The following is a 14,593-nucleotide window of genomic DNA, read 5'->3' on the forward strand; positions in this document are numbered from 1 at the left end:
ATAATTAAATCAATAATTATAGAAATAAGTTTAGAGGAAATATGCATATGGAAAATCATAGCAGTAGTACAGTTGCTTTTGTAAAAAATCGGCGATCTTCGTTAATAAGTGCCATTTTTCTAATGGCTACTTCGGCAATAGGTCCTGGATTTATTACTCAAACAGCCACCTTTACCGTTACTTTAGGTACCGCTTTTGCTTTTGGTATTTTAGCTTCTATTATTATCGATTTTGTGGTGCAACAAAATATTTGGCGCGTCGTTGCATTAACTAAAATGAATTCGTCAGATATTGCTAATGCAACTATTCCATTTAGTGGCTATGTGTTAGCAGTACTTATTATATTTGGTGGATTAGTTTTTAATATTGGTAATATTGCTGGAGCAGGATTAGGTTTAAACGCATTGGTTGGACTCGATCCTAAATGGGGAGGGGCAATCAGTGCGTTAATGTCAGTTTATATATTTTCATCCCGACAAGCCAGTCACTTTATTGATCGTTTAATGATTGGTTTTGGTTTATTAATGATTATTTTGACATTATTTGTGGTGTTTGCTTCACATCCACCCGTAGGCGAAGCGTTAAAAGAAACGGTTTTTCCTAGTAGTATTGATTTTGCCTCGATTACCACTATCGTAGGGGGCACGGTTGGTGGTTATATTTCTTATGCTGGTGCTCATCGATTACTAGACAAAGGAATGGTGGGCGTTGAACATATTGACTATGTTTCTGGTGCTGCAACCAAAGGCATAATGGTTGTTGGCTTAATGCGTTACATTTTGTTTTTAGCTATTTTAGGTGTTGTTGCAAGTGGTGTGACTATTGATATTTCAAGTTATGCGGCTAACCCTGCATCACAGGCGTTTCAAGCGGCGTTAGGGGAATTAGGGCTACGCATTTTTGGTTTAATTTTATGGGCGGCTGCAATAACAAGTATTATCGGTGCTGCTTATACTTCGATGACATTTATTACCCCCTTCAAACGTAATATAACGGAAAGACAACGTAAAATTGCCACCATTATATTTATTGTCACTTCGCTTGCTGTTTATTTAATTATGGGAACAGCTCCGGTGTCATTGTTAGTCTTTGCAGGAGGATTTAATGGCTTAGTATTACCACTGGGCTTAACTATTTTTGTTTATATTGGATGGCGACGATCTGATCTGATGTCTGGTTATCATTTTCCTCGATGGTTATTATGGTCTGGTGTAGTAGTCTGTGCTATTACGTGGTATATGGGGGCAATGTCAGTAGCAACTATCTTCAATTATTTAAAATAGAAGGGCAATATGATCATCGACAAGTTAATTGATTTAAATAGTGACCTTGGCGAAAGTTTTGGTCAATGGAAAATGGGTAATGACGAAGCAATTCTAAAAATCGTAAGTAGTGCAAATATTGCCTGTGGTTTTCATGCAGGTTCCCCTGAGGGAATCTTAAAAACTTTAAAAGCTGCTAAATTAAATAATGTGGCCATTGGTGCGCACGTTGGTTATCCAGACTTAGTTGGTTTTGGTCGTCGAAATATGGACGTTGCTACCGAAGAATTAATTGCCGATGTCATTTACCAGATTGGTGCTTTAAAAGGGTTAGCGACGTCAATTGGTAGTAAAGTGAGTTATGTTAAACCTCACGGTGCGTTATATAACACTATTGCACATGATAAACGTCAAGCAATGGCAGTTATTGAAGCAATTTGTCTTATTGACCCAACATTGACATTGGTAGCACTTGCCGGTTCACAGCTAATTAATTGGGCAAAAGATAAAGGCTTAAATGTAGTAGCTGAAGCTTTTGCTGATCGTGCTTATCATGCTGATGGAACATTAGTTTCTCGAAAACAAGAAGGTGCAGTATTACATGATCCTGATTTAATTGCTGAACGAATGTTACAATTGGTCAATGAAGGCGGGATTACCTCAATTGATGGTCAATTTGTTCGTATTGATGCTGGCTCAATTTGTGTGCATGGTGACAGTTCTGGAGCTTTAGCTATGGCGCAAAAAGTTAAAGAAAGATTACAACAAAATGGCATTACAATAACCTCATTTGCAAAGGTGAAAGATGTGTAAATTTGTTTACAACGTTTTACATTCAGACAAAATATCTCTATTTAGTCTTGAAGTATTTGCCATTTACCGAGGTGTTTAATGCGTTTTTTACCTGTTAATATTGATGCACTAATTGTTGAACTTGCTTCTCTTGAGCAAACAATGGCTCTGACTAATTCGCTGCAAAGTTTGTTAGCTCAAGGAAATATAGAAGAGATTATTCCCGCAGCGCGCACCATTTTGATTCATTATAATCCAATAACAATTGATGCGAACACTATTGCTAACCACATTGTAAAACTCGATATAACATCGGATGTAATAACATCCGGTGAACAAATAACCATTCCTGTTCGTTATAATGGTGAAGATTTAGATCAAGTTGCTCAATATTTGGGTATAACGGTTGATGAAGTTATTACACGTCATACCAGTAATGAATATCAAGTTGCGTTTTGTGGATTTGCTCCAGGCTTTGCTTATATGGTATCGAAAACAGCCCAACTGGATGTACCACGTCGACAGTCCCCTCGAGTTCGTATTCCAGCAGGTTCTGTTGCTTTAGCTGGCGAGTTTAGTAGTATTTATCCACAAGCAAGTCCAGGTGGTTGGCAATTAATTGGCATCACCGATGTTGCTGTATGGGATATTTATCGTGAGCAACCAGCTCTTTTTAAGCCGGGCACTCGTGTTAATTTTGTAGATGCGAGTAAAACCGCAGTACAATATCATTTGCCTGCGGCTAAAAGACCAAATAGTGTTATTTACCCAACATCCGACATCAAAATATTATCGGCCGGTTTACAAACGCTTTTGCAAGACAATGGTCGAATGGGGCAAGCAGCTTTAGGTATTTCAGAATCAGGAGCAATGGATAAAACCGCTCTACATAGTGCTAATCGTGTTTTAGGCAATCCAATTAATGAGGCTGCGTTAGAAATTACTCAAGGTGGGTTTAGTGCTCAAATAAATAGTCCAATGCTAGTTGCAGTAACAGGTGCGGCCTGTGAGATCACAATATCAACCTCAACAGGTGAAAAATATCAAGCCTCAATGTATCAACCTATTCAGTTAGAGCATGGTGATACGATTTGTTTAGGTCATGTTAAAAACGGTGTACGAAGTTATTTTGCGGTGAGAGGTGGGTTTGAAGTATCACCTATTTTAACTAGTTGTTCTTTTGATACTCTTGCACAAGTCGGACCTGCACCGCTTAAAGTTGGTGATACGTTAGCAATTAAACATCAGCAAAAATTAAATCCTGTTTCTTTAACTCAAACACCTGCTTTACATTATCCTTCTTCTAATGATGTTGTTGAGTTAGATATTGTACTAGGACCACGTACGGATTGGTTTACAAAGCAAGCAATATCACTACTTACTTCACAATTATGGCAAGTGACACCAGCTTCTAATCGGATAGGACTGCGTTTATTAGGTGATACACCATTAGCACGTGAAAAACATCAAGAATTACCGAGTGAAGGAACCTGTATTGGCGCTATACAGATTCCGGCAAATGGACAACCCGTGCTGTTTTTAAATGATCACCCTTTAACGGGAGGTTATCCAGTCATAGGTGCTGTTTGTAACTATCATTTAGATTTGGCAGGTCAAATTCCTGTCAATGCTAAAATAAAATTTAATCCTATTGGGATATTTAAAGAATTCGAAGGGAGTCATGTTGATCATGTCTGAACATAATAAAAAAATAGTGCATAAAGTATTGATCGCTAATCGTGGCGAAATTGCTGTGCGTATAATACGTGCTTGTCGTGATATCGGATTTTTGTCGGTTGCGATATATGCCGATGCTGATCTTGAGTCGCTTCATACCCAAATGGCTGATGAGGCATATGGTCTATTTGGTAATAAACCAAGTGAAACTTATCTGGACATTGATAAAATTATTGCTATCGCCAAAAAATCTGGTGCAACTATGGTTCATCCTGGTTATGGTTTTTTGTCTGAACGCGTTGAATTTGCTAAAGCAGTACAAGATGCGGGTTTAATTTGGATTGGGCCGAATCCAGAAACTATCGAAATATTAGGTGATAAAGTCAAAGCCAGAAAACTTGCTATTGAAGTTGGGGCACCTTTGGTGATGGGTACTAAAGAGCCCGTTAAAAACGCTAAAGAAGTGGTCGAGTTTGCACATGCTCATGGCCTACCGATTGCAATAAAAGCGGCTTTTGGTGGCGGTGGTCGAGGTTTAAAAGTTGCGTGGCAAATGGATGAAGTTGAAGAACTTTATCATTCTGCTGTGCGTGAAGCAGAAGCCGCATTTGGGCGGGGCGAGTGTTTTTTAGAACAATTTTTACATAATCCACGTCACGTTGAAGCGCAAATTATTGCTGATAGCTTGGGTAATATTGTGGTGGTGGGGACTCGAGATTGTTCATTACAACGCCGCAACCAAAAGTTAATTGAAGAATCGCCAGCGCCTTTTATTAGTAAACAGTTAGAGCAACAAATAATAAAAGCTTCAATTGATATTTGTGCTAAGGCAAACTATGTTGGTGTGGGTACAGTTGAGTTTTTATTAAGCCAAGATGGCAAATTATCTTTTCTTGAGGTTAATACTCGCCTACAGGTTGAGCATCCTGTTACCGAAGAAACAACCGGCATTGATCTGGTCATTGAACAACTACGCATTGCACAAGGTTTACCACTTAGCATTGAGCAAATGCCGATTCCTCGTGCCCATGCTATTGAATTTCGTATCAATGCAGAGGATGTGGCAAATGGTTTTTTACCTGCTGCAGGGACGATTACTCGATTTGATGCCCCGTCTGGACCCGGTGTACGCTTAGATAGTGGAGTAAAAACAGGATCGACTATCCCTGCAACATTTGATTCCTTGATGGCTAAATTAATTATTGTCGGTGAAAATCGAGAACAAGCAATTGCTAGGGCTAAAAGAGCATTAGCTGAGTTTGTCATTGATGGCGTTGCATCCGTTCTACCATTTCATCGAGAAATGCTTGAAAGTCCTGATTTTACAACAGATTTCAAAGTACATACTCGTTGGATTGAAACCGAATTCTCTACAACGTTACAACCTGCCAAAAGACAAATACCACATTTAGAACCAAGTATCACTCATACTTTTATTGAAATAGATGGTAAACGCTGCAAACTTGGTTTGCCTACAAATCTTTTTGCTGGATTATCAACATCAACTAAACTTTCTTTGGCAGAACCCTCTTCGACACTAGAACCAAATTCCACTTTAAGTGTTGAGTCACCTGTATCAGGAAGTTTATTTAAATGGTTAATCGATGATCATCAAAATGTCAATCAAGGTGAAGTGATAGCAGTTATGGAAGCTATGAAAATGGAGGTTCCTATCACAGCACATCGGTCGGGTGTTTTAACACATAAACTTAAAGAAGGAGAATACATTAATGCAGGGAATAAAATTGCTGAAATAAGTTAAACCAAGGTGAAGTTATTAATAAGCTTCTACAGATCAATTATTTTATCAACACATAACATATATTGGTGAGTATATTAATGTGAAATACTTGCCAATTTGTTTATATATAATTTCAAAATCATTTCAAGCTGTTTTGATTTGATGATTACTGTAATAGGTAAATTTGAATCAAATATATCAACATATTAAAAGCCAATATTAATCATTAATATACGTTATTTTGGTTATTTTGTCTTAAAATTGATTTTACTCAATATTATGTAAATTTTTATAATTTGATTGCTGTTTTATTCTCCATGTGGTGAAATATAAATTGATAATTCGGTATGTATACAATTGAATGTAAAAAAGGTATCGAGTTACCAAAAGCTTTTCTTTTTTCCATCTTAAATTTTTAAAAATAATTTTTAGCGTTATTTATTCAACAAGTCATTCTGGTTTTAGAGAATTATTGTGTTATTCAAATTACTTAGTCAATAAATAAACTAGTTTTTAAAATTTAAGTGCAACACTATAAAAATAACCAATTAATTAAGTTTTTCATGTTTTTCTATAAAAAAATTGGATGAAAGCCAATAATTGCTTTTGTGAGAGGAAATATGAACAAAGTATCTAAGTTAATTTGGAACACATCGCGTCAACATGATATTGACAGCTTAAGGAAGGCACAATCTAAACGTAAAACATTTTTGATTAATATCATTACAACGGGTATAACTGCGGCTATGATTTCGCCTATTTATGCGAACTGTAGTAAGAATGATCAAATTAATCAGTCTTGTTCTACCACTCATTCTTCAACTTTATTTAACACTGATACTGCTAATTATATTCAGAGCTTTTCAAGCATTAGCACGCGTGGGCGTTCAATCCATTTGAGCCAAAATAGCGATGTTACAAATAATAGTGGCAATGGATATGAATATACTTCTGCGACTGATACAGACAGTTTAATCTTTGGACAAACAGCAGGTAAAATTACAGGCAGCACTAGTGGTCTAAACTTGGTACATCAAGGTACAAATACTTTATCAATAAATACTGCTGGAACCATACTGGGCAGTACAGATTATGGTATTGTGGCTGAAAATGCTGAAAACTCGACAGATATTATTATCACACAATTAACCAATGGCAGTATTACAGGTGGAAAAACTGGGATTTTAGTTGTTAATAATGGTAAAAGTACAACGAATGTTAATACTTCAGGTGCCGTTAATGGTAACCAAGAAGATGGGATATCGGTGATTAATGGTAATCAGGCAACCGACATTTCAATAAATAATGCTAAACCTGAAGGGGTTATTACGGGTGGTAATCGTGGTATAAATGTCGATAATCAAGGTATAGGTAATACCGAAATTCTGGTTTCAGGTTCGGTAAAAGGGGTCAATGGCGAAGGTATTTTTGTTAAAAATAGTAATCAAAGCAAAATAATTACCATAAACCAATTAGAAGAAAAAAGTATAATTTCTGGTAATACTTATGGTATTTCTGTTTATAATTCTGGTTCAGAGAAAACCAGTATTTTGTCAAAGGGAAAAGTAATAGGAAGTAATAGTGATGCAATTTACTCTGAAACAGCTGAAACAGGATCAGATGTATTTATCACTCAGTTCGAACAAAGTGAAATTACCGGTCATAATAATGGGATTACCGTTATTAATAAGGGTAGAGGAGAAAGTACTTTTAACCTTTCTGGTAAAATAATTGGTGAACAACAAGATGGGATTGTGGTTCAAAATTTAAACCCAGACTCAACTAAATTATCCATAACACAGGGTGGAGGAAGTATTTGGGGAAATGTTAATGGTTTAAATTTATTAAATAAAGGTAAAGGAGCGACAACCATTACAACCAGAAATGGTGTGGAAGGACAACAGAAAGATGGCATTATTGCGATAAATGAAACGGGTTCGGATCTTTTAAAATTAGATCAAACATCAGGTTCAATTAAAGGGCATAATAATGGGCTAAATTTTGTCAACAAAGGTAACAGCTCTATTATTATGAATATATCAGGTGATGTTACTGGTCAACAAGAAGATGGCATTAAGGCTATCAATCAAGAAGAAAGTGCTACAAATATCAATCTTACACAGTCTATAGGATATATCCGTGGTCACAATAACGGTATAAATGTCATAAATAATGGTCGAGGTTCTACTCAGATAGATTTGAGCAGTTATATTTTGAGTTATCAAAATGATGGTGTTTCAATCACTAATGGTAATACAGCCAATTCTCTTACGATAAATCAATATAATGGTACTATTACTGGTAATGGAAAGGGTATTAATCTCAAGAATAATGGTAAAGGAACAACCAATATCGGTTTATCCGGTACTGTGTCAGCTAATACTAATGAAGCGGTATTTGCAGAAAATGGTAATCAGACAGATGAATTAAATTTTATACAGTCTGGTGGGAGCATAAATGGCAAGACAAATGGTGTTTATTTAATTAATAATGGATTGGCTTCGACCTATATTGAGACATCTAGTGTCATTGTGGGTGATTCTCAACATGCTTTATTGGTCGTTAATAACGATACAACTAATGATTTAAACATTAAACAGTCTGATGGCAGTATTACGGGTTTTTATAATGGTATTAATGCACTCAATAATGGTCAAGGGTTAACAGATATCGAAATTGCTGGTGAAGTAAATGGCTATAATGCTGAAGCGATTTTGATTAATAATGGTCTTAAAACCAGATTGTTAAAATTTACAGTAACACAATCTGGTGATATAAAAGGTCATAGTAAAGGCGTGAATTTGATAAATAATGGCGAGGGATCATCTACTTTAGTTTTAAATGGTAAAATTAACTCGACGTTAGATGATGCGATAGATGTCTCTAATCAAAATAATACGACAGGCATAGATCTGACACAATCAACAGATAGTATTATCCAAGGTGCTAATAATGGTATTAAGTTAAATAATTCAGGTAAAGGCAATGTTGTAATCGTTACATCGGGGATTGTAGTAGGTAAAGCAAAAGCGGGTATTGAGGTTGATAATGGGACAACAAGCTCAGGTGTAAGTATCAAACAAAACCAAGGAGCCATTCATGGACGAGATAATGGTATTTATGTAAATAATAACGGCACCGATAATACAGTTATTGATATAGCTAATAAAGTTTACGCTGATGGTAACGATCAAAATAATAACAAAGATGCCGGTATTTACACTACAGGTCAATCAGGTACGGCAACGTATATTAACCTTAATAATGGTGCTAATGTTTATTCTACACTTGGTACGGCTATCAGAAACGAAGTAACGAATTCAACTATCAATCTTAATGATGGTTCTAAGGTTAGTGGTAAAATTTTGCTTGGAACAGGTAATGACACGTTGAATATTAACCAAGGTGCTGATATTTCTGATATAACTGTACTTGATGGTGGGCATAAAGCTACCCGAGATGGGGACTTGTCAGAGAAAGACGTCCTTAATTTTAGTACGCATCTTACTGGTTCTTCTGACTCAACAGGCAGTATCAACAATGTAGCTATTTTAGATTGGGAAAATATTAATGTTGGTCAAACAGGTATTTTATCACTGACAGGTGATCTTAATACTGATAAATTAACCCTAAGTTCCGGATCTGTATTAGATTTAGTGCCATCCTTGCATCAAGCTACAGTGCGAGGAAGTGTGTATAATGCTGGTACTATTACACTAAATAATGGTTTTGCTGGGGATAATTTAACTATTACAGGCGATTACCATGGTGAAAATGGCAGATTGTTACTTGATACAGTCGTTCAAGATAGTAATAGTCCGACCGATAAATTGTTCATTGGAGGCAATGCTTCAGGGCATACATCAGTAAACATAAATAATGTTGGTGGATTAGGTGCTAACACCGGTATGACTAATGGTATTGAGATTGTTAATGTCAAGGGTATAAGTTCAAATGATGCGTTTAACTTAGAAGGCAATCATTTAGATGTCGGTGCTTTTGAATATTATTTATATAAAGGCGGCCTTAATCAAGAAAACGAAAACTGGTATTTGCGCTCTTATAAACCAACGAGCCCAACAGACCCAGATAAGCCGGTAAACCCAACAAACCCGGATAAACCGGTTAATCCGACTAACCCAGATAAGCCGGTAAACCCAACAGACCCGGATAAACCGGTTAATCCGACTAACCCAGATAAGCCGGTAAACCCAACAAACCCGGATAAACCGGTTAACCCAACAAATCCCGATAAGCCCGTTAATCCGACTAATCCGGATAAACCGGTTAATCATAAACTAACTTATCGTAAAGAAGTACCAATGTTTGCCGCAGTTGCCGCTCAATTACGCCAAGCAGACCTTATAATGCAAGGTAATATGCACCAACGTATAGGTAATACATTATTACCTGATGATTACACCAGTTGGGGAAGATTAATTGCGGCACGTTCAGATATTAAACAAGATGGCGACGTTGATGCACGTAGTAAAGGGAATTATACAGGTTTGCAAGTTGGAAGTGATGTTTGGTTGAGTGAAGATACTAATTGGCGAGCAGGGGGCTACTTTGGTTATTTATATGGACGGTTACATATGAATGGCTTTGCTAGTGGTGACTATAGCCAAGTTGGTAAAAATAATCTCAACTCTTACTTTATTGGCGCTTATGGTAATTACATGCAAAATGATGGCACTTATTTAGATTTGATTCTACAAGGTGGGCGTCATGAAGTGGATATTAAACCTGACGAAAGTAAAAATAGTAGTCAAAAAGGTTATGGTATTAGCGCTTCAATCGAAGCGGGAAAACCATTTAATTTAAATTATTATGATTGGAAATTAGAACCTCAAGCACAAATTATTCATCAATGGTTAAATATCAATAACAGCCATATAAGTGGACAAACAACGGTTAAACAGGACGATAATGATTCTTGGTTATTCCGAGTTGGTGCACGATTAGAGAATAATTTTCAGACTGACTTAGGTACATTACGACCTTATACCCGTGTCAATTTGTTCTATTCGCCAGATGGTGATGATCACACTATTTTTGCAAGTCCAAGTGCTTCAACAAAAATTAAAAGTGGTGCAGGCTATACAAGCACAGAGCTTGCTATTGGTGGAAGTTACGAGATCAATAGTCAAATAAGTGCATATACTGAAATTGGTCATACTTGGTCTAACAGCGGTGATGCCAATGTCAAAGCACCTATTACGGGATCTTTAGGTCTTAGAGCTAATTGGTAGTTTAAGTTAGATCCTAATTTTATTTTATACAAACCGATATCTTATTTAAGTAGGGTATCGGTTTTTTATTGAGATTATTCAAAAAATGTAATTAACACTAATGATATTAAAATGATTGAAACATTAAGTATTTATCAAACTTAGTTTTAATAAATAGAATTTATTTATCTTATTGTTAATAAATAAGGCATCAATATTGTGATTTTTTCTACTTTTAGTTGTCATTAACTATTCCAAGCATTATTAAACTATTATAGTCGTATAGTTTACTAACTATATAATCGAGTTGCTTTTGTTTCACTGACTGCTTATTATTAAAGAACTATAATTTTGTAAAAATTCAATAATCGTTATTTATATGTCATCTCAAACACTTTTGAAAAAAGGAAATGATACTAAAACAGCATTAATTCGTAGTGGTATGGAGTTAATGACAACATATGGTTATTTATCATCAAATATTGAAAGTATATTAAAACAGGTCGGGGTACCAAAAGGTTCTTTCTATTACTACTTTAAAAGTAAAGCGGATTTTGGTCATGCCATTATTACCTCATACAACAATTTTTTTATGCATAAATTAGACAAACATCTAACTAATAATGCAATTTCATCACCTTTAGCTAGAATCCAAGCGTTTTATGAAGATGCGAAGCAAGGTATGGCAAAATATGATTACAATCGAGGCTGTTTAATTGGGGAATTAATTCAAGAAGAATCCTTACTGCCAAAGGGATACGCAAAAGTTCTTGAACAAATTTTGCTAAATTGGCAAGCTAAACTTGAAGAATGTCTACTTCTTGCTCAGCAATGTGGTGAACTAAAATCAAATAGTGACTGCAAGGCATTAGCTGAATTTTTTTGGATTGGTTGGGAAGGGGCGGTTACACGTAGTAAGTTAATTAAACGATCTGATCCGTTAGATTGTTTTATTCAACTGTTTCTCGATAAAATTGTCCACTAATACCTACAAGATTATTGATAGTAAGACAAATATTACGCATTTTTTGAATTATCGAACATAATTAATCCGTTAAAACAAAAGCCCTATCTAGGACCAAAATATCTGATTGTAATCTGTTGCAATTAACTAGACGATCGGTCTATAATCTTTAGACTATTTGTCTATAAACAGTAATTCAATAAGTTAACTTTATTACTAAGCTTTTTTGTAGTGAATTACCCAATCCGATTTACAAAAATTTAATAAGGAATATGTATGTCATTGAGCGCCATTATTTTAGAAAAAGATGAGATAAATGGGTTTTCACATTCATTAAAAACCATAACAAAACAACAGTTGCTGCAACAACAAGGTGATACTCTAGTTCAAATTCACTATTCAAGTATCAATTATAAAGATGCACTAGCATTAACCAATAAAGGTCCTATTGTTAGACAATGGCCAATGGTTCCTGGTATCGATGGAGTAGGGGAGGTAATTGAATGTCAGAGTGGTCGTTATCAATCCGGCGATTTGGTTATTTTAAATGGTTGGGGATGTGGTGAAACCCATTGGGGATGTTTTGCTCAATATGCTTATTTAAAATCGGAATGGTTAATTCCTTTACCCCAAAATATCACACCCTATCAATCGATGATTATTGGCACCGCAGGATATACAGCGGCATTGTGTGTAAAACGTATTGTTGATTTTGGTGTTAAACCTGAAGATGAAAAAGTTTTAGTTACTGGTGCAACAGGCGGTGTTGGTTCAGTTGCTATCGCGATATTGAGTAAATTAGGTTATCAGGTGACTGCCTCTACGAGTAAAGTGGCAGATAAAGATTATTTGCATAAACTTGGTGCAGTAGAAATTATTGATAGCCAATCTTTGAAAGAGCCAAATCGACCATTACAAAAGGAGCTATGGTCAGCGGCGATCGACGTAGTTGGTTCTTATACATTAGCCAATATTTGTGCGCAAACTAAATATGGCGGCATTGTCGCTTGTTGTGGTCTTGCTCAAGGCATGGATTTACCCGCAACGGTTGCTCCGTTTATTTTAAGAGGCGTCACATTAGCAGGTGTGGATAGTGTGATGGCAAGCTATGATAAACGAATTGCTGCTTGGCAATTGATAGCAGAAAACATGGATGAAAAACTGTATTCTCATATAGCTCAGACTATTACATTAAATGAATGTGCTGAAGTGGCAAATAAGATGATCGCAAATAAAATTAAAGGTCGCTTTGTAGTTGATGTAAATAACTAAATCGATATTCAATAAAGTGGTGTAATTTTACACCGCTTTATTAACCCCGAAATTGATTTAGATAAAAATTAATACAATTCATTGATTAATAATTCTTGTATTTCCTATAAAATAAGACTAAATTCAATCTTAGCTGTTTTGAAAGTTGAGTTCGCAATAACCGTTTAGAATTATCCATAATGTATAATTAATTTATGGGGGAATGTGATATGCCTTATCAAACACGAGATGACCTACCAGAATCCGTTCGACATGTTTTACCCGTTCATGCTCAAGATATTTTTAAAGAAGCATTTAATAGTGCCATAAAAGAGTATCAAGATCCTAAAAAGCGACGAGATAATAGTACACCTGAGCAAGTTGCTTTCCGTGTTGCTTGGTCGGCGGTTGAAAAGCTTTATCATAAAGATGAAAACGGCAAATGGGTTGCAAAATAGTAATTTTAACGATGTATACTTTTTTTAACATTCTCATAATAGTGTATGATTGATGCTCAATAAAAACTAGTATAATCAAAGCCAACATATATGGTTGGCTTATTATTTTTTAAATGGAGACATTAAAATATTTATTTTCTCTCTTACCTACCTGAAATCTATTAGTGAAGTAGAAAAATACTTACCACAACATATCGATTATTTAGAACGTCATTATCAATCAGGACATTTTATTGCTTCTGGCCGCAAAGTCCCACGTACTGGTGGTATTATTCTTTGTCGTGCAGAAAGTAAAGAACAAGCACTAGCAATAATGCAAAAAGATCCGTTTTATATTTATCAAATTGCCGAGTACGACATAATTGAATTTGTACCAACTAAATATGCCAACGGATTTGAAGCATTTATTTAATACTTACCAATTGAATATTCAAGCTTAAATATTCAATTTAGTGATATCTTCAAAATTTCATAAATATGATAGGAATTTGCTCGACTAATTGATCGTCATAATCCGCACGCAGATTTAATCAATATCTAAAATTGCAAATTTTTATGAATCCTTTTGCCACTATTCATCCTCTATATAATCAAATAAATGTTATTTAAAAGTCTTAGGAAATGATACTTTTAGCATAACAAAATTAAAAAATTAACAATAATTAAATTATATGAACCCAAAAAACGAAAAACTCATTCAAGCGGCTTGTATGGGCAATAAACAAGCTTTAGAACAACTACTTATCCTTTGCCAACCTGATATTAAAAGGCTTGCTAGGCGAACTTGTTCTTCAGCTGAAGATGTTGAAGATGCTGTGCAAATCGCTCTTTGGCTAATGTATAGAAAAATTGGCACATTGAAAACAATAGCGACTTTCGCCAGCTGGTTATTTCGAATTATTGAAAGGGAGTGTTATCGATTATTTAGAGCTAGACAATCAAAAAGTATTAATAGTGAATTTAATCTAGAAAACATCGCTATGCAAAATACAGATTTGAGTCTGCATATTGATTTAACCAATGCTATTGGTTCGTTACCATTCATCTATCGTCAAGTATTAATTTTGCGCGATATTGAAGAATATAGTGCACCCGAAGTTGCTGAAAAATTGGGTATCACTATTGAGGCAGTAAAAAGCAGATTGCATCGAGCAAGAATGATTATAAAAGAAAAGTTGGATTCAAAAACCTATCTAAATTAATAGATTTAAAAAAGG

10 protein-coding genes are annotated in these 14,593 nt (G+C 35.3%); all 10 read left to right on the forward strand.

Going from position 1 to position 14,593, the window contains the following annotated elements:
• The first annotated feature begins 47 nt into the window (after nt 1–47).
• Complete coding sequence (locus A9G09_RS08290) at nt 48–1,283, forward strand: NRAMP family divalent metal transporter (protein ID WP_141671554.1); 1,236 nt, start codon at nt 48–50, stop codon at nt 1,281–1,283.
• Nucleotides 1,284–1,298: 15 nt separating this feature from the next.
• On the forward strand, nt 1,299–2,075 hold the full coding sequence (locus A9G09_RS08295) for a LamB/YcsF family protein (protein ID WP_065634415.1): 777 nt from the start codon (nt 1,299–1,301) through the stop codon (nt 2,073–2,075).
• Nucleotides 2,076–2,153: 78 nt separating this feature from the next.
• Entirely contained in the window at nt 2,154–3,752 is a 1,599-nt protein-coding gene (locus A9G09_RS08300) for an urea amidolyase family protein (RefSeq protein ID WP_065634385.1), read from the forward strand.
• A complete protein-coding gene (locus tag A9G09_RS08305) occupies nt 3,745–5,493 on the forward strand; it encodes a biotin carboxylase N-terminal domain-containing protein (RefSeq protein ID WP_081297525.1) in 1,749 nt (582 codons plus the stop codon). Before A9G09_RS08300 ends, A9G09_RS08305 begins: the two co-directional genes overlap by 8 nt.
• Before the next feature lie 599 nt (nt 5,494–6,092).
• The gene (locus A9G09_RS08310) at nt 6,093–10,724 is read left to right on the forward strand and encodes an autotransporter outer membrane beta-barrel domain-containing protein (RefSeq protein ID WP_065634387.1); all 4,632 of its coding nucleotides are present in this window, start codon (nt 6,093–6,095) and stop codon (nt 10,722–10,724) included.
• A 358-nt stretch (nt 10,725–11,082) separates the two neighbouring features.
• A complete protein-coding gene (locus A9G09_RS08315) occupies nt 11,083–11,688 on the forward strand; it encodes a TetR/AcrR family transcriptional regulator (RefSeq protein WP_065634388.1) in 606 nt (201 codons plus the stop codon).
• 255 nt (nt 11,689–11,943) lie between these two features.
• Entirely contained in the window at nt 11,944–12,939 is a 996-nt protein-coding gene (locus tag A9G09_RS08320) for an MDR family oxidoreductase (protein WP_065634389.1), read from the forward strand.
• A 209-nt stretch (nt 12,940–13,148) separates the two neighbouring features.
• Complete coding sequence (locus A9G09_RS08325; protein WP_065634390.1) at nt 13,149–13,376, forward strand: ChaB family protein; 228 nt, start codon at nt 13,149–13,151, stop codon at nt 13,374–13,376.
• A 127-nt stretch (nt 13,377–13,503) separates the two neighbouring features.
• A complete protein-coding gene (locus A9G09_RS08330) occupies nt 13,504–13,788 on the forward strand; it encodes a YciI family protein (protein ID WP_065634416.1) in 285 nt (94 codons plus the stop codon).
• 259 nt (nt 13,789–14,047) lie between these two features.
• Nucleotides 14,048–14,578, forward strand: a complete 531-nt coding sequence (locus A9G09_RS08335; protein ID WP_065634391.1) for an RNA polymerase sigma factor — start codon at nt 14,048–14,050, stop codon at nt 14,576–14,578.
• The last annotated feature ends 15 nt before the right edge of the window (nt 14,579–14,593 follow it).

The organism is Gilliamella sp. wkB292 (assembly GCF_001690235.1).
Classification (GTDB): Bacteria; Pseudomonadota; Gammaproteobacteria; order Enterobacterales; family Orbaceae; genus Gilliamella; species Gilliamella apicola_F.

What these genes read in the sequence shown, in the direction of transcription:
- A9G09_RS08310 (WP_065634387.1), top strand. Translation starts at nt 6,093, where the DNA reads ATGAACAAAGTATCTAAGTTAATTTGGAACACATCGCGTCAACATGAT.
- A9G09_RS08290 (WP_141671554.1), top strand. Translation starts at nt 48, where the DNA reads ATGGAAAATCATAGCAGTAGTACAGTTGCTTTTGTAAAAAATCGGCGA.
- A9G09_RS08320 (WP_065634389.1), top strand. Translation starts at nt 11,944, where the DNA reads ATGTCATTGAGCGCCATTATTTTAGAAAAAGATGAGATAAATGGGTTT.
- A9G09_RS08325 (WP_065634390.1), top strand. Translation starts at nt 13,149, where the DNA reads ATGCCTTATCAAACACGAGATGACCTACCAGAATCCGTTCGACATGTT.
- A9G09_RS08305 (WP_081297525.1), top strand. Translation starts at nt 3,745, where the DNA reads ATGTCTGAACATAATAAAAAAATAGTGCATAAAGTATTGATCGCTAAT.
- A9G09_RS08315 (WP_065634388.1), top strand. Translation starts at nt 11,083, where the DNA reads ATGTCATCTCAAACACTTTTGAAAAAAGGAAATGATACTAAAACAGCA.
- A9G09_RS08300 (WP_065634385.1), top strand. Translation starts at nt 2,154, where the DNA reads ATGCGTTTTTTACCTGTTAATATTGATGCACTAATTGTTGAACTTGCT.
- A9G09_RS08335 (WP_065634391.1), top strand. Translation starts at nt 14,048, where the DNA reads ATGAACCCAAAAAACGAAAAACTCATTCAAGCGGCTTGTATGGGCAAT.